Source organism: Campylobacter sp. 2014D-0258 (genome assembly GCF_008000495.1).
Taxonomy (GTDB): domain Bacteria; phylum Campylobacterota; class Campylobacteria; order Campylobacterales; family Campylobacteraceae; genus Campylobacter_D; species Campylobacter_D jejuni.
This window is the reverse complement of sequence record NZ_VOAR01000029.1, coordinates 88,213-110,059: the sequence shown is the minus strand read 5'-3', so window position 1 is coordinate 110,059 and position 21,847 is coordinate 88,213. Positions and strand designations below refer to the sequence as shown.

The window sequence follows — 21,847 nt, the reverse complement described above, 5'->3', positions numbered from 1 at the left end:
GACCTTATTTAAGATTTTTAAAACTGATATTTAACTCTAAATCAAGCTCTTTTACAAGCTTCATCACAGCTTGTAAATCATCAATTTGTTTTGCTACAACACGAATTTCTTCACCACGAATCGAAGAATTAACTTTAAGTTTGCTATCTTTGATAGCTTTATTGATTTTTTTGGCATTTTCACTATCAATAGCATCGTTTGCTTTCAAATTTAAACGAAACATTGCTCCACTTTCACGAGAAAGCTCTTTAATAGCATTAGGATTAATTCCTCTTTTGATAAGTTTAGAAATCACTATATCTTTTAAAACATCAAGCTTTCCTTCACTAGAAGAACTGAGTTTAAAAATACTCTCTTTTTCGCTTAAATCAATCTCACACTTAATTCCTTTTAAGTCATAACGACTATCAAGTTCTTTTTTAGCTTGTTCAAAAGCATTTTTTAACTCTTGTTTATCTAAAGCTGCTGAAATATCAAAACTATGTTCACTTGCCATTTTCTATCCATTCTTTTAAATTATTATAAACTATATCCATTAAAGCATTTAAAGCCTCCTTGCTCGCCCACGCAACATGAGGAGTGATAATAAGATTTTCTTTATTTTTAATGCTTAAAAGTGGATGATTTTTCATCATAGGTTCAATTTCTAAAACATCAAGCCCTACACGAATATTTTTTTCATCTATGATTTTAGCTAAATCATTTTCATTGACAATCCCACCTCTTCCTACATTAATCAAAATCGCATTATCTTTTAAAAGCTTTAATTCTTCAAAGGCGAGTAAATTTTTGGTTTTTTCATTTAAAGGTGCGTGGATACTTACAATATCGCAAGTTTTTAATAAATCTTTTAATTCCAAATGTACAAAATCTGCGTTTTTATTAGCTCCACTCGTAGAATAATAATAAATTTCGGCTCCAAAAGCCTTTGAAATTTTTGCCACTTCTTTACCTATGGTTCCTAAACCTATAATACCATGTTTTTTACCACTTAAGGTGTTTAAATTTCTACTATAATCTGTAAAAATAGGACTTTCACACCATTTACCCTCTTTGCTCCATTTGTCATAATAAAGCACTTGATTTAAAAAAGCAAACATAAACGCAAAAGTATGTTGCACCACACTCATAGTAGAATACCCAGCAGCATTTTTTACAATAATACCTTTTTCTTTAGCATACTCAATATCGATATTATTAACCCCTGTAGCAGTTTCCAAAATGAGTTTTAAATTTTTACAAGCATCAATCACATCTTTATCAATTACAACCTTGTTTGTCATGGCGACATTAGCATCTTTTAAACGCTCTATGGTTTGCTCTTTATTTGTTGTGGTATAAATTTGCAAAGAACCAAATTTTTCAAAAACACTTAAATCATAACCCCCTAAAGTTGCCGCATCTAAACAAACAATTTTCATTTTTCAATCCTTTATAATATGTCCTACAAATTTAGAATAATTATCAAGCACAAGTCCTCCTTTTCTAAATCCTAAGCCACACCCTTCATAAGCAAAGAAAACACCTGCTTGATAGTATTCGTTTTCACATGAATTAAACTCTACATATTCTTGATAAATAGCCTTATTATTCCCATAAGGACCTACATTCTCATGCAAAGTTTTTCCATCTTTAATTATACTGATATTTGCACCTTCTCTACCAAAAACAGGTTTTTTAACATAGTTTTTACCTTCCAAAGGAGTATCTTTTGTTTCTAAAAGTAATGGATGATTTGGATAAAGTTCCCATAGAATTTTTAAAATTCCCTTAGATTGAAATAAAAGCGTATAAGCAGGATTTAAAATAATTGCTCTTTGATTACGCATGATTTGAGTTAAAAGCATGGCAAGTTCACCCTCTTCTATGGCTATATCTTCCCAAGGAATAAGCTTAAACCAATACTCATAATTTTCGCCCTCTTTAAAAATACCCTCTTCGCTAAATTCCACCTCATCCACAAAGGAAAAATTAGTTTGAAAACCTGCTTCATTGGCTATATGTGCAAGCAATTTTGTAGTGATTTCTTCTTCTTTACTTCCTGCAACACTTGAAAAAAGAATTTTCCATCCTTGATAATGCTCTTCAAACCCTTCAACACTTTCATCAAGGGTAATAAGTCTTTTAAAATTATCCATCAAACTTTCATAAATGCTATTAAATTGTGCGCTTTCATCCATTCCATTTTGTTTTAAAAGTGCCCATTGTAAAATCGCACTTTCAAAAAGAGCAGTAGGGGTATCAGCATTAAATTCTATAAGTTTTATAGGCTTGCCATCAAGTCCACCCGCTAAATCAAAACGCCCATATAAATGCCAATGAACCTCATTTTCCCAACTCATCTTAATTGCATCAATAAGATTAAAAGGAATTCCAAGCTCATCAAAACGATCATTATCAATCACTTCTTGCGCTGCAGCAATAAACATATCATAAAGCTCATTTACCGCTTCATAATAAGCATTAGCTTCACTTTCCTTAACACAAACTAACTTATTGCTAATATAATCACTTCCATCTTCATCTGTATGCCAAGAAAAACCTATATTTTCTAAATAATCTTTTTGAAGTTTATCTACTTGTAGTAATTGCATTATTTATCCTTAAGAACCAAAAGAAGAACTAGAACTTGTGGCTTTAGAGCCTCCGCCAAAAAAGCCTGATTTTTTAGCACTTGAAGCAGAGCTTGTTGTGCCTGCTTTATTAAAACTATTAACACTCCTTTGATAAGCACTTTGATTTGAAAAAGCACCGCGTTGTTGGTTGGCAAAATTTTGATTATTGAAAAGTTTTGAACCTATCCAACTTCCTAAAATAGCACCTGCAGCACTTGCGAGTAAAGTTTCCCCTAAACTCAATCCCCCACTACTGATTTGTCCATTGTCTTTAGTTAAATTTGAAGTTCCATTATCAATTTTAGCTGCTTCTTCTTTAATCAAAGTATCCATTTCTTCTTTGGATAAAATTCTTTCTGTACCATTAAGATCTTTTAAAACTACCCTTGTTTCATCACTTGGATATTGATCTTTGATTTTATACTGCCCTGGAGCTGTTTCTTCGATAATTACAAAAGCTCCTTGAGCATTAGCTGCTTGATTTAAAGTATCTGCATTGTCATTATTACTTCCACAACCTGCTAAAGCACCTCCAGCAACAGCTGCTAAACCACCTATCATACCAATTTGAATGATTTTTTTGATTTTTTTCATAAGTTTATCCTAAAAACAGAAAATTTAAATTAGAAATTTTAACAAAAAATAATAAATACTTTTTAATTTAATACCAAATGAAGTTTGTAGATATAAAAAAGCCCTTTCGGGCTTTTGGGTTAGAGTCTTGACTCGTAGCGTCTAAGCATATAAAGTCTTTTAAGCATTTTTTTGCGTGCTGAAATTTTTTGTTTTTTGCGAATTTCAGTCATAGGCTCAAAAAATCTTCTTGCTCTTACTTCAGTCACAACTAGATTTCTATCTACTTGTTTTTTGAATTTACGATACGCTTCATCAAAAGACTCGTTAGGATGCACCTTGATTCCTGGCACAGTCCTCACCACCTTTCTGTGTAAATTTTTGTTGTGAAATATAATTATAAAACACTTCTTATTAATTCTAACTTAGAAAGCATTTAAAAATTGTTTTAGTTTTTATCGGTTATAATCCTTAATTACAAAGTGCTAAAAAATTATAATTAAGGTCTAAAAATGCAAGGACACATTACAAACTATACAAAAAAACGATATTTTGTATATTTAATTGCAAGTATTATCATATTTTCCCTACCTTTCATAAGAATTAATGAGAATCATTTTTTTCTTTTAAGTTTTGATCATTCTAAATTAAACCTATTTTTTATTTCTTTTTCAACACAAGAATTTTATCTCATGCCTTTTGTTCTTATATTTCTTTTTTTATTTATTTTTTTTATTACAACTTTAGGTGGAAGAATTTGGTGTGCTTGGAGTTGTCCACAAACGATTTTTAGAGTTATATATAGAGATATCATACAAACTAAATTTCTTAAAATTCGCAAAAATATCAATAACAAACAAAAAGAATATGAGAGGCAATATTTTAAAAAATTTCTTGGAGTGATAATTTTTTATTTTATATCTTTAGTTGCTGTTAGTAATTTACTTTGGTACTTTATTCCTCCTGAAGATTTTTTCAATTATATTCAAAATCCTGGCGAGCATCTACTTTTACTTGGAATTTTATTTTGTGCTAGCTTACTTTTTACTTTGGATATTACCTATTTACAAGAAAAATTTTGTGTTTATGTCTGTCCTTATGCAAGAATACAATCTGTAATGTTCGATCATGATACAATGCAAGTGATCTACGATGAAAAACGCGGGGGCTTGATCTATGATGGACACACCAAACTTCATAAAAAACCGCCTGAGGGAGAATGCATAGGTTGCGAAGCCTGTGTTAGCATCTGTCCAACTCATATTGACATACGCAAAGGAATGCAACTTGAATGTATTAATTGTCTTGAATGTGCCGATGCTTGCTCTAAGGTTCAAAGCAAATTTAATCGTCCAAGTTTGATCAATTGGACAAGTGCAAAAGCTATTGAAACGCGTTCTAAGGTTCATTATTTAAGATTTAGAACGATAGCATATTTTATAGTTCTTCTAATTGCTTTACTGGCTTTAATCATCATGGGAAGCAAAAAAGAAAGCATGCTTTTAAATATCAATCGTAGTAGTGAATTATATAATATTTCAAATGTTAAAGGTGAATTAGTCATTTCAAATGCTTATACCTTTTTGTTTCAAAATACAGATTCTAAACCTCATGAATATTATTTTACAGCAAATTTAGAAGGAATAAATGATGGAATTGAAATCATAAGACCAAACAAACCTTTTAAATTAAAAGCAGGAGAACAAGTCAAAAAAATAGTTGTTATCAGGGCTACAAAAAATTTAGCAAATAATGATAAAAAAGACGTAATCTTTCCTTTACATATAAAAGCTTACGCAAAGGATAATGAAAAAATTTCGGTTTTTAGAAAAAGTATATTTGTATACCCTAAAAGCACTCTTATAAAGGATAAAAATGAACTCAAATAGAATACCATCACAAAAAGTTTTAGCCAGACAAGAAAAAATCAAAGCAGTGGCCTTAGAGCTTTTTTTAACAAAAGGATACCAAGAAACAAGTTTGAGTGATATTATTAAATTATCTGGAGGATCTTATTCTAATATTTATGATGGTTTTAAAAGTAAAGAAGGGCTATTCTTTGAAATTTTAGATGACATATGTAAAAAACACTTTCATCTTATTTATTCCAAAACACAAGAAATTGAAAATGGCACTTTAAAAGAAATTTTAACTTCTTTTGGTTTAGCTTTTATAGAAATTTTCAATCAACCAGAAGCTGTAGCTTTTGGTAAAATTATCTATTCTCAAGTTTATGACAAAGATAGACATCTTGCCAATTGGATAGAAAACAATCAACAAAATTTTTCCTATAACATACTTATGGATTTTTTCAAGCAACAAAATAATTCTTATATGAAAAAAAATGCAGAAAAACTTGCTGTTCTTTTTTGCACCATGTTAAAAGAACCTTATCATCATCTTAATGTTTTAATTAATGCTCGTTTAAAAAATAAAAAAGAACAAAAAGAACATGTTGAATTTGTTGTAAACGTTTTTCTAAATGGGATCAATGGATCCAAAGCTTAAAAATAATTTTATTAACCAAAATTAAGATATAATTAGCCAAAAATTTTTGTAATAAAATTACAATTTTTAATTTAATTTTTCAAGGCAAAACCATGAAATTATTTCAAAAAAATACTATTTTAGCTTTAGGTGTTGTGCTTTTACTCACTGCTTGCAGCAAAGAAGAAGTACCAAAAATACAAATGCCGCCTCAACCTGTAACAACCATGAGTGCTAAATCTGAAGATTTACCACTTAGTTTTACTTACCCTGCTAAACTTGTCAGTGATTATGATGTCATTATAAAACCTCAAGTTAGCGGCGTAATAGTAAATAAACTTTTTAAAGCTGGAGATAAAGTAAAAAAAGGACAAACATTATTTATTATAGAACAAGACAAATTTAAAGCTAGTGTTGATTCGGCTTACGGACAAGCTTTGATGGCTAAGGCAACTTTCGAAAATGCAAGCAAGGATTTTAATCGTTCTAAAGCTCTTTTTAGTAAAAGTGCAATCTCTCAAAAGGAATACGACTCTTCTCTTGCTACATTTAACAATTCAAAAGCTAGTCTAGCAAGTGCTAGAGCACAGCTTGCAAATGCAAGAATTGATCTAGATCATACCGAAATAAAAGCTCCTTTTGATGGTACTATAGGAGATGCTTTAGTTAATATAGGAGATTATGTAAGTGCTTCAACAACTGAACTAGTTAGAGTTACAAATTTAAATCCTATTTACGCAGATTTCTTTATTTCAGATACAGATAAACTAAATTTAGTCCGCAATACTCAAGATGGAAAATGGGATTTAAGCAATATCTATGCAAATTTAAATCTTAATGGAGAAACCGTTCAAGGCAAACTTTATTTTATTGATTCTGTTATAGATGCTAATAGTGGAACAGTAAAAGCCAAAGCTATATTTGACAACAACAACTCAACACTTTTACCAGGTGCTTTTGCAACAATTACTTCAGAAGGTTTTATACAAAAAAATGGCTTTAAAGTGCCTCAAATAGCTGTTAAACAAAATCAAAATGATGTTTATGTTCTTCTTGTTAAAAATGGAAAAGTAGAAAAATCTTCTGTACATATAAGCTACCAAAACAATGAATATGCCATTATTGACAAAGGATTGCAAAATGGCGATAAAATCATTTTAGATAACTTTAAAAAAATTCAAGTTGGTAGCGAAGTTAAAGAAATTGGAGCACAATAATGTTTTCTAAATTTTTTATCGAAAGACCTGTTTTTGCTTCAGTTGTTGCAATTATCATTTCTTTAGCTGGAGCTATAGGTCTTACAAATTTACCTATAGAACAATATCCATCTTTAACCCCTCCTACGGTTAAAGTAAGTGCAACTTACACAGGAGCTGATGCACAAACCATTGCTTCAACAGTTGCAAGTCCTATCGAAGATGCAATCAATGGCGCAGATAATATGATTTACATGGATTCAACTTCAAGTTCTTCAGGAACTATGAGTTTGACTGTTTATTTTGATATCGGTACAGATCCTGATCAAGCCACCATAGATGTTAATAATAGAATTTCAGCCGCAACTGCAAAAATGCCAGATGCAGTCAAAAAACTTGGAGTAACAGTTAGAAAAACTTCCTCAACAACACTTGCTGCAATTTCTATGTATTCAAGTGATGGCTCAATGAGTGCAGTAGATGTATATAACTATATCACTTTAAATGTTTTAGATGAGTTAAAAAGGGTTCCAGGAGTTGGAGATGCAAACGCTATAGGAAATCGTAATTATTCTTTAAGAATTTGGCTCAAGCCTGATTTATTAAATAAATTTGGAATCACAGCTACTGATGTAATTTCTGCGGTTAATGATCAAAATGCCCAATACGCAACTGGTAAAATTGGCGAAGAACCTGTAACCCAAAAATCCCCTTATGTTTATTCAATCACCATGCAAGGAAGACTACAAAATCCTAGTGAATTTGAAAATATTATTTTAAGAACAAATGATGATGGATCATTTTTAAGACTTAAAGATATAGCTGATGTAGAAATAGGGTCACAACAATACAGCTCACAAGGACGATTAAATGGCAATGATGCAGTTCCAATTATAATCAATCTTCAATCAGGGGCAAACGCATTGCATACAGCAGAACTTGTCCAGGCTAAAATGCAAGAACTTTCAAAAAATTTCCCAAAAGGTTTAACATATAATATTCCTTATGATACAACAAAATTCGTGATAGAATCAATCAAAGAAGTAATTAAAACTTTTATTGAAGCTTTAGTTTTAGTTATTATTGTTATGTATATGTTCTTAAAGAATTTCCGTGCAACGCTTATTCCTATGATAGCTGTACCTGTTTCATTGTTAGGAACTTTTGCTGGACTTTATGTTTTAGGCTTTAGTATTAACCTGCTTACACTTTTTGCCTTGATTTTAGCTATAGGGATTGTTGTAGATGATGCGATTATAGTTGTAGAAAATATTGATAGGATTTTACATGAAAATGAGCAAATAAGCGTAAAAGATGCTGCTATCCAAGCGATGCAAGAAGTTAGCTCTCCGGTTATTTCAATTGTTCTTGTGCTTTGTGCTGTTTTTGTACCAGTTTCTTTTATATCAGGTTTTGTTGGAGAGATTCAAAGACAATTTGCTCTTACCTTAGCTATATCTGTAACCATATCAGGTTTTGTTGCTCTTACCTTAACACCTTCTTTATGTGCACTCTTTTTGCGACGTAATGAAGGAGAGCCATTTAAATTTGTAAAGAAATTTAATGATTTTTTTGATTGGAGTACCTCTGTATTTAGCGCAGGAGTAGCATATATCCTAAAAAGAACCATTCGTTTTGTTTTAATTTTTTGTATTATGCTTGGAGCAATTTTTTATCTCTATAAAGCAGTACCAAATTCTTTAGTTCCTGAAGAAGATCAAGGTTTGATGATTAGCATTATTAATCTTCCTTCAGCTTCAGCACTCCATAGAACAATTTCAGAGGTTGATCACATAAGCCAAGAAGTTTTAAAAACTAATGGAGTTAAAGATGCAATGGCTATGATAGGATTTGATCTTTTTACAAGTTCACTCAAAGAAAATGCCGCTGCAATGTTTATAGGTTTGCAAGATTGGAAAGATAGAAATGTAAGCGCTGATCAAATTATAGCCGAACTTAATAAAAAATTTGCTTTTGATCGCAATGCTTCAAGTGTATTTATAGGCTTACCTCCTATACCTGGATTAAGTATCACAGGCGGTTTTGAAATGTATGTTCAAAACAAAAGCGGAAAAAGCTACGATCAAATTCAAGAAGATGTAAATAAACTTGTAGCAGCAGCCAATCAAAGAGAGGAATTATATGGGGTTCGAACTACTCTTGATACGAGCTTTCCTCAATATAAACTCATCATTGATAGAGATAAACTAAAGCATTTTAATTTAAATATGCAAGATGTTTTCAGTACAATGAATGCAACCATTGGAACATATTATGTTAATGATTTTACTATGCTAGGTAAAAATTTCCAAGTAAATATCCGCGCAAAAGGTGATTTTAGAAATACACAAGATGCGTTAAAAAATATTTTTGTAAGATCAAATGATGGAAAAATGATACCACTTGATTCTTTCTTAACTTTACAAAGAAGTTCAGGGCCTGATGATGTAAAACGATTCAACCTTTTCCCAGCAGCACAAGTTCAAGGTCAACCCGCACCAGGTTATACTTCAGGCCAAGCTATAGAAGCGATTGCTCAAGTAGCAAAAGAAACTTTAGGGGATGATTATTCGATAGCTTGGAGTGGATCAGCTTATCAAGAAGTTTCTAGTAAAGGAACAGCAAGCTATGCTTTTGCTTTAGGCATGGTATTTGTCTTTTTAATCCTAGCTGCCCAATATGAAAGATGGCTTATACCTTTAGCAGTTGTAACAGCTGTGCCTTTTGCGGTATTTGGATCATTTTTATTGGTATATTTAAGAGGATTTAGCAATGATATATATTTTCAAACAGGACTTTTGCTCTTGATTGGACTTTCAGCTAAAAATGCTATCTTAATCGTAGAATTTGCAATGGAAGAGCGCTTTAAAAAAGGTAAAGGAGTTTTTGAAGCAGCTGTTGCAGCAGCAAAACTTCGTTTTCGTCCTATCATAATGACTTCTTTGGCATTTACTTTTGGGGTCTTGCCAATGATTTTCGCAACAGGAGCAGGAAGTGCTTCAAGACACTCTTTAGGAACAGGGCTTATCGGTGGAATGATCGCAGCATCAACTTTAGCGATATTCTTTGTGCCTTTATTTTTCTATCTTTTAGAAAATTTTAATGAATGGCTAGATAAAAAAAGAGGTAAGGTTCATGAATAAAATAATTTCAATTAGCGCTATAGCAAGTTTTACTCTTTTGATTTCAGCTTGCTCTTTAAGTCCAAATTTAAATATTCCCGAAGCAAACTATAGCATTGATAATAAGCTTGGAGCCTTATCCTGGGAAAAAGAAAACAATAGCTCTATCACAAAAAATTGGTGGAAAGAATTTGATGATGAGAAATTAAATCACGTAGTTGATTTAGCTCTTCAGAACAATAATGATTTAAAACTTGCTTTTATTCATATGGAACAAGCTGCTGCTCAATTAGGTATAGATTTTAGCAGTTTGTTGCCAAAATTTGATGGTAGCGCAAGCGGAAGTCGTGCAAAAACACCTACAAATGCTCCAAGCAACCGCACTGGGGGAGTAAGCTATGGCAATGATTTTAAAATGGGACTGGATTTAAGCTATGAAATCGATCTTTGGGGAAGATACCGCGATACTTATCGCGCTTCAAGATCAGGCTTTAAAGCCAGTCAGTATGATTATGAAGCTGCGAGACTTTCTATAGTTTCAAGCGTGGTTCAGACTTATTTTAATTTTGTAAATGCAAATGAAAATGAAAAAGCTTTAAAAGATGCTTATGAATCTGCACAAGAAATTTATCAAATTAATTATGAAAAATTTCAAGTAGGAGCAGTAGGAGAATACGAAATCGCGCAATCAAGAGCAAATTTAGAAAGTACTGCTTTACAATACAATGAAGCAAAATTAAATAAAGAAAACTATCTTAAAGCTTTAAAAATTCTAACTTCAAATGATTTAAACGATATTCTTTATCAAGATCAAGCTTATCAGGTTTTTAAACTCAAAGATTTTGATATACCGAGCGGAATTTCAAGCACTATACTCTTGCAGCGTCCTGATATTGGATCTTCTTTAGAAAAACTTACTCAACAAAATTATCTAGTAGGAGTAGCTCGCACAGCTTTCTTGCCTAATCTTTCTTTAACAGGCTTATTAGGATTTGAAAGCGGGGATTTAAATACACTTGTGGAAGCGGGCTCTAGGACTTGGAGTATAGGTGGGAATTTCGTAATGCCAATTTTCCACTGGGGAGAAATTTATCAAAATGTGAATTTAGCAAAACTCAACAAAGATGAAGCTTTTGTAAATTATCAAAATACCTTAGTTGCAGCTTTTGGAGAAATTCGCTATGCTTTAATTGCAAGAAAGACTATTCGCTTGCAATACAATAACGCACAAGCAAGCGAATTATCCTACAAAAGAATTTACGAAATAAGCAAAGAGCGTTATGATGTGGGCGAAATGTCTTTGCAAGACTATCTACAAGCGCGTCAAGACTGGTTAAATGCTACAGTTGCTTTTAATAATACCAAATATTCTTATGCTAATTCTATAGTAGATGTAATCAAAGCATTTGGTGGAGGATTTGAGCAAAGTGAAGATACGAGTAAAAATATAAAAGAAGAATCAAAAAATTTAGATATGTCTTTTAGAGAATAGTTTGTTCTATTCTCTAAATAAATTAAAAATCTTTGTCTAAATCTGCATCTGTAATTTCATAAGCCTTGTAAATAGCAGGCAATAATTTTCTTATAGCATAATCAAAATGATAAAATTGCTTATATACCTCTTCTGGATTTAAATTTTTAGCATTCTTAAAATCAAATACTTCAGTATTATTGATTTTGGCAATATTTTCATCAAAATAAGAGTAAAACTCTGCTCTTTGTTTAAACAAAGCATTTAAATTTTGAACAATTTTGGCTTTATCCATTTTATATCCTTTTTAAATAATTTAAAAACTTAATCCCATTTTTTATTTAAGAAATAAAAAATTTACTCCTATTTTAGCTAAAAATTGATAAAGTTATATCTTAAATATTTTAATATATAGGCCACTTATGAATTTATTTCAAAATTTAGCTTTAAAATACTCTCATACTATGATGGAAAAATCCCTCCAAAAAGGTTTCAATGTCGAACTTTTAAAACAACCCGAAGAAAAAATTCCAAAACAAGACAAAAGCTATATGCTTTATGCCCATGTACCTTTTTGCCATACTTTTTGTCCTTATTGTAGCTTTCATAAATATTATTATGATGAAAATTTAGCCAAAGTATATTTTCAAAATCTTAGAGAAGAAATTAAAATCATGAAAAATAAAGGTTTTGATTTTACCTCCATGTATGTGGGTGGTGGTACAACACTGATTGATGAAGAGGAATTATTAAAAACCTTAGAACTTTGTAAAAAGTTATTTAATATAAAAGAAATTTCATGCGAAAGCGATCCAAATCATATTGATCCAAATAAGCTTTCTATGTTTAAAGGTATAATTGATCGTTTAAGTTGCGGGATTCAAAGTTTTGATGATGAAACTTTGAAAAAAGTGGCAAGATATAATAAATTTGGTTCATCTAAAGAACTTCAAGAAAAAATTTCAAAAGCTTTAGGAATTTTACCTATTTTTAGTATAGATCTTATTTTCAATCTTCCAGGACAAAACGAAAAACAACTTTTAAATGACTTAGAAATTGCTAAAAATTTAGCCCCGCAACAAATCACAACCTATCCTTTAATGAAATCAAATCTTACCAAAGATAATATCGCTAAAAGTCTAGGAGTGAGCATTAAAGATAATGAATTTACTTATTATCAAATCATACGAGAATTTTTTAAAGACTATACCCAAAACAATGGTTGGAGTTTTTCTTTAGAAAAAAACAAGCTTAATGACGAATATGTCAGTTCTCATCATGAATACCTAGGAGTAGGCAGCGGAGCTTTTAGCTTTTTAGATGGGGAGCTTTTAATCAATGCATTTAATCTAAATGATTATGCTAAATTTATACAAGAAAAACAAAATGCTAATATAGCCAAAGCTTGTTTTGATAAAAAAGAAATTATCAAATATGTCTTTTTAACTGAAATTTTTTCAGGGAAAATAGAAATTGATAAATTTAATAAAACTCTAAATTGCAATCTCGAAAAAGAACTTTTCATAGAACTTTTAGGACTTAAAACAAGTGGTGCCATCATAAAAGATCAAAATGCTTTAATCGCAACTGAATTTGGTCAATATCTTTTTGTGGTTTTAATGAAAGATTTTTACACAGGAATGGATCTTGTGCGCGCAGTATTTAGAGATGATAAGCGTCTTAAAAATAAAGATTATATCGATATCATGAAAGAAAATATTGATCCGCTTAACTCCGCTAGTATGGAATTTAAAGCGGAGACAAACTAAAAGGGACGAACAACCATCATTAAAGCGATGATAATAAACATTATAGTTGGAAATTCATTATAAATTCTAAAATATTTTCCACTTTTAGTAGAAGTATCATTTGCTAAAGCTTTTAAACAATAATAATTATGTATATGAAAAATAATCAAAAGTGTAACACAGGTAAGTTTAACATGCATAAAACCCGCACCTACCATTAAAACTTCCTTATGAGCATGCAACATTAAACTTCCTGTGATTAAAGTCACAATCATGGCAGGAGTTTGTATATAATAATAAAGCTTTCTTTCTTGAATTTTTACAACCTCGACAAAACCTTTATTGTCTTTATGTTCAGCATGATACACAAAAAGACGAGGTAAATAAAAAAGACCCGCCATCCAAGAAACAAATGCCAAATAATGCACCCATTTAATCCAAAAATAATAATCATTAATCCATTCTGTCATCTTTTTTCCTTTTTTTAAATATTTCTTGTATTAAAATCAAAGCCACACTTATATTTATCATGACATCTGCAACATTAAAAATAGCAAAATTAAACCATTTATGCCAAAAAAACATATCCACTACACCTCCATGTATAAAACGATCCAATAAATTTGAAACGCCGGCACCAAGCATCATTCCAAAAGCTATGCTATGAGTTTTTAAAAGTGTTCTTTGCCAAAAAAGATAAATAAAAAGCACGCCAATTAAAGCAAGATGTAAATATTTTAAATTATGTTCTAAAAAACTCAACATTGAAAAAGCTACGCCTGTATTTAGAGCATAAGTTAAATCTAGGTATTCACTCTGCCATCTAAATCCTGCTAAAGTTAAGGATTTTACCCATTGATCAAGGGCAAAAACCAAAACAAAGGCACCCCAAAAATAAAAAATAAATTTAAAAGTTTTAGTCATTTAAAGCTTTCTTAAAAAACTCCACAACATTTTTCATTTCTTTTTCTAAGAGCTTAATATCTCTGGCTTCTAGTAAAAGTCTTATCAAATTTTCTGTTCCAGAATAGCGAAATAAGGTATTAATATTTTTATTTTCTAAATCTTTTTTTAATTCTTTTAAACCTTTAATTTTATCTAAATCTTTTTTTTCTGCAATTTTAAGATTGGTTAAAAGCTGAGGATAAGGTTTGACTTGACCCAAAATAGAGCTTGCAGATTTTTTCTTAGAAAGCATTAAAGCACTAAATTGCAAAGCAGCTATCAAACCATCTCCAGTTTTTGCATAATCACTAAAAATAATATGCCCACTTTGCTCTCCACCAAAATTTCCACCATTGGCTTTTAATTTTTCAAGCACATATTTATCGCCCACATTACAAGTATCAAGTTCTATACCATGTTTATTTAAAAATTCTTTTAAAGCACCATTACTCATTATAGTGGCTACAACACTTGATTGTAATTTACCTTGTTCTTTAAGATAAAGTGCTAAAACCCCTAATAAACTATCTCCATTAGCCACTTCGCCTTTTTCATCTACAACCACCAAACGATCTGCATCACCATCAAAAGCAAAGCCCACATCTGCACGCAAACGCTTTACCTCAGCAGCTAAATTTGCAGGATGTAAAGCTCCACAATTTTCATTGATATTAAGTCCATTAGGTTTATCGCTCATTACTATAACTTCAGCACCTAATTCCTTAAAAACAGTAGGTGCTACCTTATAAGCTGCCCCATGAGCCACATCTAAAACCACACGCAAAGACTTTAAAGTAAGATCTTTTGGAAAAGAATTTTTAATAGAAACAATATACCTTCCTATAACATCATCAATTCTTTTCGCTTGACCAATTTTCTCCATATCTACCTTAGAGGCTTGTATAAGCTTATCATCAAAATAAATTTCTTCTATTTTTTTCTCTATATCTTCACTGAGTTTGTTTCCATGAGCATCAAAAAATTTAATACCATTATCATAATAAGGATTGTGAGAAGCTGAAATCATAATCCCTGCATCACAACGCATATCTTCAGTTAAGAATGCAATCGCAGGAGTTGGCATAGGACCAATTTGTATAACATTATATCCTATAGAAGTAAGCCCTGAAACAATAGCATTTTCTATCATATAGCCGCTTCTTCTTGTATCTTTTCCTACTAAGATATTATTAGTAATACTTTTATCTTTAAAATAAATACCCGCAGCCATTGCTAAACGCATAGCCAAAAAACTATCTAAAAATTCACCCGCTTTTCCACGAACTCCATCAGTTCCAAAAAGTTTCATTGCAAACCTTTCTAGCAAAATTTAAAGACAATTATAACAAAACTAAGATAAAGAAATTTAAACAAGCTCTAAAATTAGAGCTTGTTTGGAACCTTATAGTTCAGGTTTAGGAGTTTTTTCAGTAGAAATAGGAAGTTGTGGATAAACAATTGCTGGTTTTGTTCCTGTTAAAGATTTTAAGAAAGTTTCAATACTTTTTGCTTCTTTATCAGAAATTTTAATGCCAAGTTGCACACTACCCATTTCCTTAATAGCATCTTTTAAATTCCAAATCGCACCATTATGAAAATATGGAGCAGTTTCAGCAACATTTCTTAAAGTTGGAGTTTTTACCATGCCATTTGCATCACCTTTAAAATCACCTAAATTTGCAAATTTATATTTACCAGCAACTTCAAACGCTTGCATATTGCCACCTAAATTCACACCATTATGACAAGCTACACAACCTTTATCTATAAAAAGCTTTAAGCCTTTTTGTTCTTCTTTTGTTAAAGCTTTTTCATCGCCTTCTAAAAATTTATCAAAACGAGATGGAGTGATCAAAGTTCTTTCAAAATTTGCAATTGCATCAGCAATATTGTCAAAATTTACACCGCTTTTACCATAGATTTTTTTAAACTCACTCACATATTCAGGCAAAGATGAAATTTTTTCTACTGCAAGTTTAGCAGGAGTTGCCATTTCAGGATCAGCTTGGATTGGACCTTTAGCTTGATCGGCTAATGTTCCTGCACGACCATCCCAAAATTGAGTATTATTTAAAACTGCATTATAAACTGTTGGTGAATTTAAATGATGAGGATTTGCTGTCCATTTATGACCTATTGCAGTACTGATTCCATCTGTTCCACCAAGTCCTACATTATGACAGGTATTACAAGAAATGATACCACTTTTTGAAAGACGTGGTTCAAAATAGAGCTTTTTGCCAAGCTCTGCTTTTTCAAGAGTAAATTCACTAGCCTTTACTCCATTTTGTTTTAAAATTTCATCAACGCCTTTTTGATCTTTTGGTAAGGCAACAAGACCTGAATTTTTAGCTTCATCTATAAGACTTGCAGCATTTAAGCTTGAAAAAGCAACTAAGGATGCGATTAGCAATGATTTTACTTTCATTTATAAACTCCTATTAAAGATAAATTAAAATAAAATAATAATCATTTAGAGCTTAAATAAAAATAAATATTATTAAAAAATATTTACAATTAATTAATACTATTTTTATCTTAAAAATTATTTTTTGTTTATTTATTTTCATAAGATATAATTTTTAGTTATAAATCTTAAAATTTTAAGATGATTTGAAAAGGATATTATGGAAAATTTAATAATTTACGCTTTTATATATCTTTTAGGTTCAATCCCTTTTGGGCTAATCCTAGCTAAATTTTTTGCTAAAACTGATATCAAAAAAGAAGGTTCAAAAAGTATAGGAGCAACCAATGTTTTAAGAGTAGTAAAAGAAAAAAATCCCAAACTAGCAAAAAAACTTGCCATTGCTACAATAATTTTAGATTTTGCAAAAGCAGCTATTCCTTTACTAATCTTGAAATTTCTTCATTATGATCAAGCTTTGCTTTGGAGCGTCGCAGTTTTGGCTATTTTTGGACACTGTTTTTCAATTTACTTGTTATTTGAAGGAGGGAAAGGCATAGCAACAGGAGCAGGCGCTATGATAGTTTTACTTCCATTGGAAGTGCTTACAGCATTTATTGTGTGGGTAGTTATTGGAAAAATTTTTAAAATATCTTCGCTAGCTTCTTTGGCAGCGTTACTTGCTTTTGTTATAAGTTCTTTTATATTTAATTATGACTTAGAAATTCATACACATGCACCCGTTTTCATTATCGCTTTTATTATAGTATATAAACATCTACCTAATATTAAAAGATTGATTTTTAAAGAAGAATGCAAAGTCATATAAAAATAAAATTTCACTTTAAGTGTATTATTGGTATATTAGATTTCGAAAGAAAAAAAAAACAAAAAATTATTATCAAGCTTAAAGCTAAAGCAAATGAATTTTTAAATTATGCAGAGGTAATTACCAAAATTAAAACATGGTATAAAAAAGAAGAATTTTACACCCTTGAAGAGTCTTTAGACTTTGTAAGCTTAAATTTAAAAAAAGATTTTCCTAATTTAACCAATCTTAACATAAAAATTTTCAAACCCCATATAATAAAAAATGCTACAGTTGGGGTTAAATTGAAAAAAAAATATTAATTTTTTTTTAAAGATATCTAAACATTTACTTAAGCTATGATATAATTCTTTAAATTTTTCTTAATAAGGATAGAACAAATGAGAATTTTAGTTATAGAAGATGAGATTAGCCTAAATAAAACAATTATAGACAATCTTAATGAATTTGGTTATCAAACTGATTCTTCTGAAAATTTTAAAGATGGAGAATACTTTATCGGCATTAGACATTATGATTTAGTTTTAGCAAACTGGACTTTACCTGATGGAGATGGAGCGGAACTTGTTAACACTATTAAGCATAAATCTCCAAGAACTTCGGTTATGATTATGTCTTCAAAAACAGACAAAGAAACAGAAATCAAAGCTTTGAAAGCTGGAGCTGATGATTTTGTTAAAAAACCTTTAGATTTTGATATTCTACTCGCAAGAATTGAAGCAAGACTAAGACTTGGCGGAACCAATGTTATTAAAATTGAAGACTTAGTTATTGATCCAGATGAGGAAAAAATTACTTATAAAGGTCAAGATATAGAACTTAAAGGAAAACCTTTTGAAGTTTTAACGCACTTAGCAAGACATTCGGATCAAATTGTATCCAAAGAACAACTTTTAGATGCCATCTGGGAAGAACCTGAGCTAGTAACTCCAAATGTTATCGAAGTAGCTATCAATCAAATTCGTCAAAAAATGGATAAACCATTAAATATATCTACCATAGAAACAGTTCGTCGTAGAGGATACCGTTTCTGCTTCCCTAAAAAATCTTAACAATTTTGCACCTTCGGTGCAAAAAATTTATCTTTATTTCTATTTTTATATTTTATTTAAGTTTGGTTATTGTATAAACTAAAATTATTTTTTAAATTTTTGAAAGGTTATGATGTCTCTTTTAATTACAAAAGACTGCGTATGTTGTGATGCTTGCAGAGAAGAATGTCCTGATGAAGCTATTTATGAAAATAGTCCAATTTATGTAATAGACCCTGATCTTTGTTCAGAGTGCGTTAATGATTTTTCAGAGCCTGCCTGTATTGTTGCTTGCCCATATGAATGTATCATTCCTGATCCTGATAATGTAGAAACTATAGAAGAATTAAAACTCAAACATAGAGATAGAGAATTTTAATGGCAAAAAAAACAGCCGTTGTTGATCTTGGCTCAAACTCCATTAGAATGGTGATTTTTGAAAAAACTTCTAGATATGGTTTTTATACAACTTACGAATACAAACGCAAAGTAAGACTTGGAGAAAATGCTTATAATAATGGCAAAATTCTCCAAGAAGAAGCCATGCAAAGAGCCGAAGATGCCTTAGCTTTTTTCAAACAATGCGCTTTAAAGCATAAGTGCAAAAAAATATTTATAGTAGGCACATCAGCCTTAAGAGATGCCCCAAATTCAAAAAATTTCATTAAAAGAATCAAAGATAATCTGTCTTTAAATATACGCTGTATAGATGGAAAAAGCGAAAGTTACTTAGGTGGTCTTGCAGCTCTAAATTTATTAAGTCCTTTTAAAGATGGAACCACTTTAGACATAGGTGGTGGTTCTAGTGAATTGTGTTTAATAAAAAATAATAGAATTATTTCTTGCATATCTCTTGATATTGGCACTGTTAGGCTAAAAGAATTGTTCTATGATACTGGAAAAATGGATTCTTTAGAAGAATTTATAAAACCAATTTTAGAACAAATTCCTAAAGAATTTTGCAATCAAAACCTTATTGCAATAGGTGGAAGCTTAAGAGCAATATCTAATTCCATCATGCAAAAAAATTCCTATCCACTGAAAAATTTACATGATTTTCGCTATATGCTAGATGAAGAAAAAGGGCATATTTTAAAAATTTTTAATTCAAACTTAGACTCTTTAATCAATTTTGGCATAAAAAAGGATCGTTTTGATACCATTAAAGAGGGTATATTTATTTTTTTAAAGATTGCGGAAAAAATAAAAGCCAAACAAGTTATCACGAGTGGGGTTGGAATCAGAGAAGGAGTTTATTTGCAAGATTTACTTCGTCCTAAAATCACTTTTCCACCAAATTTTAATCCTAGTTTAAAATGTTTACAAGATAAATTTTTACAATCAAAACAAAAAAATAAAACTCCACATTTTGCTCTGCAAATTTTTACAACCCTTAAAAATCTTCATAAACTTAACGATAACTATAAGCATACTTTACTAAATGCTGCTAAATTATGCCATATTGGAGAATATTTAAATTTCTATTTTGCTAATGAACACTCTGCTCATTTTGTACTAGGTGGATTAAATTATGGATTTTCACATAAAGAAAAAGCTTTAATTGCTAGCATTATTAAGCTTAATGGAAAAAAAGTTAACCCTTATAATCTTGAACCCTATAAACAACTTTTACCCAATATTCATACCATTTCATGGCTTAATTTTATTTTGTGCCTAGCTAAAACTTTAAGCACAAATGAAGATAAGATTGATTTTGCTTTTGCAAACAATACTCTTTATATATATCAAGAAAACAAAATTCTTAATTTACCCAAAGATGAGCTCAAAAAAATTGCAAAACCAGCTACCATAGCATTAGCAATCAATCAAAAAATTTAAGATTTTTTACCTTTTTGACGCTGCTCTATAAGATTTTGAATTCTTTTTTTATTCTCTTCAAAAAAAGAATCAAAATTTTTCTCTGTTTTTTCTATATGTTTTATTGTTTGTTCCTCTGGAATTTCAACACTTTCTAAAAGCACATTGGAATTACCTATTATCATTGTATAACGTTTATTAGCGTGATCAAAAATAACAAGTTGATTATTTTTATCTAAAAATCTTTGGAAAATCATAGTAAAATCTCTAGAAACATTGTTATTTTTATAAACCATAGTCTTTTTAAACCACCAAAGCACTATTAACAAAATAACTAAAATTAGCATTACTAAGATATAATTTGTATAATCATACCCTTCTAAACTTGTACTTTTTGGTTTAGGCATTAATTCTTGAGAATTATTCACAGTAGTTGTAGGTACAGATTCGATATTTGCTTTTCCTTGCTCTATAGCTCGTATCCTTACTCCAAATTTATCATTGATAGAGCTAAGTTCTAAATTAATATTTTGTTTGTTTTGTAGCATAATATAGGTATTATTATTTTTAGAACTAATACTAATTTTATCTACAAGTTGAGAGTTAAGTTCTTTTAATTCATCTTTAGAATACGTTAAATCACTAAAAGTTAAAAGAGTTAAATTTTTTTCTTTTTTTTGAGAAATCTTGCCATTATAGGCATTATCAAAAGAAAGCATTAAATCTACTCGATCATTTCTATCGTAGATATTAAAACTAATCAGCTCAACACTATATAAAGGTAAAATTAAAAAAAATAATACTAGCAATCTCATTTAAATTTCTTTTTTAAAGTATTGAAGCACAGTCTTAGAATCCAAAATTTCATTAATTCTTATAGCGAGATTTTTTTCATAAACCATAACCTCGCCTTTGCCAAAAATTCTTTTATTGATATAAAGCTCAACGCTTTCTCCAGCAGGCTTTTCAAGATCAATAACCGAACCTACTTCAAGTTTTAAAAGCTCCGCTACACTCATATTTGTAGTTCCAAGCTCGCTTACAAAATCTACTGTAATATCTAAGATATCTTCATAAGATTGTAAAAGCCCATGATGAATGTTAAACTCTATATCATCGCTCATTATTTGCAATATCCTATTCTAAAATAACAATTTTCAAATTTATAAGTTAAAGCTTCATCTAGAACTATTTCAGAAAAATCAACTTTTCCTAAATATTCCGGAATTCCGAGTTTATACTCGTCATCACCCTTGGCATCATTTAACAAATTTTTAGCATAACCTATAATCTGATTGGCACATTCTTTAGTTAAATCGCACCAGTCATCTTCTTTAAATTTTTCATCATTAATTAAAATTTCTGCAATTTTTTTTAAAAATTCTTTTGGAAAAAATAAATAAAAATTACATTCTCCTTCGCTTTTGCCCATGATAGGAATACTCGCTCCATAAAGTTCACCGCTTATATCTTGAGCTGCTTCAATGCGAAGTCTTAAGATATGCTCGCAAAAATGAGTGATGGAATACTCAAGAATCTTTAACATAACTACCGCCTTTATAAAAAACTTAATTTAAAATTATAGTAAATATAAAATAAAAATAT

General features: G+C 30.3%; 24 protein-coding genes. 11 read left to right on the top strand and 13 right to left on the bottom strand.

All coding sequences use genetic code 11. The features are described 5' to 3' along the window. Positions 1–4: 4 nt before the first annotated feature. The 5 genes from SR62_RS08265 to rpsU form a co-directional block, all read right to left on the bottom strand. Positions 5–496: a YajQ family cyclic di-GMP-binding protein gene (locus tag SR62_RS08265; protein WP_002854188.1), complete on the bottom strand. Its 492-nt coding sequence runs from the start codon at positions 494–496 to the stop codon at positions 5–7. Further along, the gene (locus SR62_RS08260) at positions 486–1,421 is read right to left on the bottom strand and encodes a D-2-hydroxyacid dehydrogenase (RefSeq protein WP_147502353.1); all 936 of its coding nucleotides are present in this window, start codon (positions 1,419–1,421) and stop codon (positions 486–488) included. Before SR62_RS08260 ends, SR62_RS08265 begins: the two co-directional genes overlap by 11 nt. 3 nt (positions 1,422–1,424) lie before the next feature. Further along, positions 1,425–2,594 (bottom strand): glutathionylspermidine synthase family protein, encoded by a 1,170-nt coding sequence (locus SR62_RS08255; RefSeq protein WP_002868684.1) that lies wholly within the window; start codon positions 2,592–2,594, stop codon positions 1,425–1,427. Positions 2,595–2,603: 9 nt separating this feature from the next. Further along, a complete protein-coding gene (locus SR62_RS08250) occupies positions 2,604–3,209 on the bottom strand; it encodes a UPF0323 family lipoprotein (RefSeq protein ID WP_002934929.1) in 606 nt (201 codons plus the stop codon). A gap of 119 nt (positions 3,210–3,328) precedes the next feature. After that, positions 3,329–3,541, bottom strand: coding sequence for a 30S ribosomal protein S21 (gene rpsU / locus SR62_RS08240; RefSeq protein ID WP_002780697.1), 213 nt, complete (start codon positions 3,539–3,541; stop codon positions 3,329–3,331). Between the two features lie 159 nt (positions 3,542–3,700). On the opposite strand from rpsU, the gene ccoG reads away from it, so the two are divergent. The 5 genes from ccoG to cmeC all read left to right on the top strand — a co-directional run bounded on the left by ccoG (position 3,701) and on the right by cmeC (position 11,485). Then, positions 3,701–5,077 carry a cytochrome c oxidase accessory protein CcoG gene (gene ccoG, locus SR62_RS08235; protein ID WP_002858753.1) on the top strand — a complete coding sequence of 459 codons (1,377 nt, stop codon included), beginning with the start codon at positions 3,701–3,703 and terminating at the stop codon, positions 5,075–5,077. Next, complete coding sequence (gene cmeR, locus SR62_RS08230; RefSeq protein ID WP_002934928.1) at positions 5,064–5,696, top strand: multidrug efflux system transcriptional regulator CmeR; 633 nt, start codon at positions 5,064–5,066, stop codon at positions 5,694–5,696. The genes ccoG and cmeR overlap by 14 nt, the downstream gene beginning before the upstream one ends. 92 nt (positions 5,697–5,788) lie before the next feature. Then, positions 5,789–6,892: a multidrug efflux RND transporter periplasmic adaptor subunit CmeA gene (gene cmeA, locus SR62_RS08225; protein ID WP_147502352.1), complete on the top strand. Its 1,104-nt coding sequence runs from the start codon at positions 5,789–5,791 to the stop codon at positions 6,890–6,892. Next, positions 6,892–10,014, top strand: a complete 3,123-nt coding sequence (gene cmeB, locus SR62_RS08220; RefSeq protein WP_002795255.1) for a multidrug efflux RND transporter permease subunit CmeB — start codon at positions 6,892–6,894, stop codon at positions 10,012–10,014. The genes cmeA and cmeB overlap by 1 nt, the downstream gene beginning before the upstream one ends. Beyond that, a complete protein-coding gene (gene cmeC / locus SR62_RS08215) occupies positions 10,007–11,485 on the top strand; it encodes a multidrug efflux transporter outer membrane subunit CmeC (RefSeq protein ID WP_147502351.1) in 1,479 nt (492 codons plus the stop codon). Before cmeB ends, cmeC begins: the two co-directional genes overlap by 8 nt. Before the next feature lie 22 nt (positions 11,486–11,507). Here the strand turns inward: cmeC and cmeU are convergent, their stop codons facing one another. Next, the gene (gene cmeU, locus SR62_RS08210) at positions 11,508–11,759 is read right to left on the bottom strand and encodes a CmeU family protein (protein ID WP_002857293.1); all 252 of its coding nucleotides are present in this window, start codon (positions 11,757–11,759) and stop codon (positions 11,508–11,510) included. 127 nt (positions 11,760–11,886) lie between these two features. On the opposite strand from cmeU, the gene SR62_RS08205 reads away from it, so the two are divergent. After that, positions 11,887–13,233 carry a coproporphyrinogen III oxidase family protein gene (locus SR62_RS08205; RefSeq protein ID WP_002851099.1) on the top strand — a complete coding sequence of 449 codons (1,347 nt, stop codon included), beginning with the start codon at positions 11,887–11,889 and terminating at the stop codon, positions 13,231–13,233. Here SR62_RS08205 and hemJ read toward each other — a convergent pair. From hemJ to SR62_RS08185, 4 genes are all read right to left on the bottom strand, one after another. Beyond that, on the bottom strand, positions 13,230–13,682 hold the full coding sequence (hemJ, locus tag SR62_RS08200; RefSeq protein ID WP_002854237.1) for a protoporphyrinogen oxidase HemJ: 453 nt from the start codon (positions 13,680–13,682) through the stop codon (positions 13,230–13,232). The two genes, SR62_RS08205 and hemJ, sit on opposite strands and share 4 nt — an antisense overlap. After that, positions 13,666–14,136, bottom strand: a complete 471-nt coding sequence (gene lspA / locus SR62_RS08195; RefSeq protein WP_002875814.1) for a signal peptidase II — start codon at positions 14,134–14,136, stop codon at positions 13,666–13,668. The genes hemJ and lspA overlap by 17 nt, the downstream gene beginning before the upstream one ends. After that, on the bottom strand, positions 14,129–15,466 hold the full coding sequence (gene glmM, locus SR62_RS08190) for a phosphoglucosamine mutase (RefSeq protein WP_002875815.1): 1,338 nt from the start codon (positions 15,464–15,466) through the stop codon (positions 14,129–14,131). The genes lspA and glmM overlap by 8 nt, the downstream gene beginning before the upstream one ends. Positions 15,467–15,559: 93 nt before the next feature. Continuing rightward, positions 15,560–16,585, bottom strand: coding sequence for a cytochrome-c peroxidase (locus tag SR62_RS08185; protein ID WP_002857587.1), 1,026 nt, complete (start codon positions 16,583–16,585; stop codon positions 15,560–15,562). Positions 16,586–16,784: 199 nt separating this feature from the next. Between SR62_RS08185 and plsY the strand changes: the two genes are divergently transcribed. The 5 genes from plsY (at position 16,785) to SR62_RS08160 (ending at position 20,263) form a co-directional block, all read left to right on the top strand. Next, positions 16,785–17,393 carry a glycerol-3-phosphate 1-O-acyltransferase PlsY gene (plsY, locus tag SR62_RS08180; RefSeq protein WP_002860289.1) on the top strand — a complete coding sequence of 203 codons (609 nt, stop codon included), beginning with the start codon at positions 16,785–16,787 and terminating at the stop codon, positions 17,391–17,393. Then, positions 17,378–17,695: a dihydroneopterin aldolase gene (locus SR62_RS08175; RefSeq protein ID WP_002869738.1), complete on the top strand. Its 318-nt coding sequence runs from the start codon at positions 17,378–17,380 to the stop codon at positions 17,693–17,695. The genes plsY and SR62_RS08175 overlap by 16 nt, the downstream gene beginning before the upstream one ends. Positions 17,696–17,773: 78 nt before the next feature. Next, positions 17,774–18,445 (top strand): homeostatic response regulator transcription factor HsrA, encoded by a 672-nt coding sequence (gene hsrA, locus SR62_RS08170; protein WP_002857553.1) that lies wholly within the window; start codon positions 17,774–17,776, stop codon positions 18,443–18,445. A 112-nt stretch (positions 18,446–18,557) separates the two neighbouring features. Next, positions 18,558–18,803 (top strand): YfhL family 4Fe-4S dicluster ferredoxin, encoded by a 246-nt coding sequence (locus tag SR62_RS08165; RefSeq protein ID WP_002854647.1) that lies wholly within the window; start codon positions 18,558–18,560, stop codon positions 18,801–18,803. After that, positions 18,803–20,263, top strand: a complete 1,461-nt coding sequence (locus SR62_RS08160) for a Ppx/GppA phosphatase family protein (RefSeq protein ID WP_002860290.1) — start codon at positions 18,803–18,805, stop codon at positions 20,261–20,263. Before SR62_RS08165 ends, SR62_RS08160 begins: the two co-directional genes overlap by 1 nt. Here SR62_RS08160 and SR62_RS08155 read toward each other — a convergent pair. The 3 genes from SR62_RS08155 to SR62_RS08145 are packed head-to-tail and all read right to left on the bottom strand — an operon-like array spanning position 20,260 to position 21,788. Then, a complete protein-coding gene (locus tag SR62_RS08155; protein ID WP_100611032.1) occupies positions 20,260–21,057 on the bottom strand; it encodes a hypothetical protein in 798 nt (265 codons plus the stop codon). The genes SR62_RS08160 and SR62_RS08155 overlap by 4 nt on opposite strands. Then, complete coding sequence (gene fliN / locus SR62_RS08150; RefSeq protein WP_002824739.1) at positions 21,058–21,366, bottom strand: flagellar motor switch protein FliN; 309 nt, start codon at positions 21,364–21,366, stop codon at positions 21,058–21,060. Continuing rightward, positions 21,366–21,788, bottom strand: a complete 423-nt coding sequence (locus tag SR62_RS08145; protein ID WP_002854524.1) for a chemotaxis protein CheX — start codon at positions 21,786–21,788, stop codon at positions 21,366–21,368. Before SR62_RS08145 ends, fliN begins: the two co-directional genes overlap by 1 nt. Positions 21,789–21,847 lie beyond the last annotated feature (59 nt).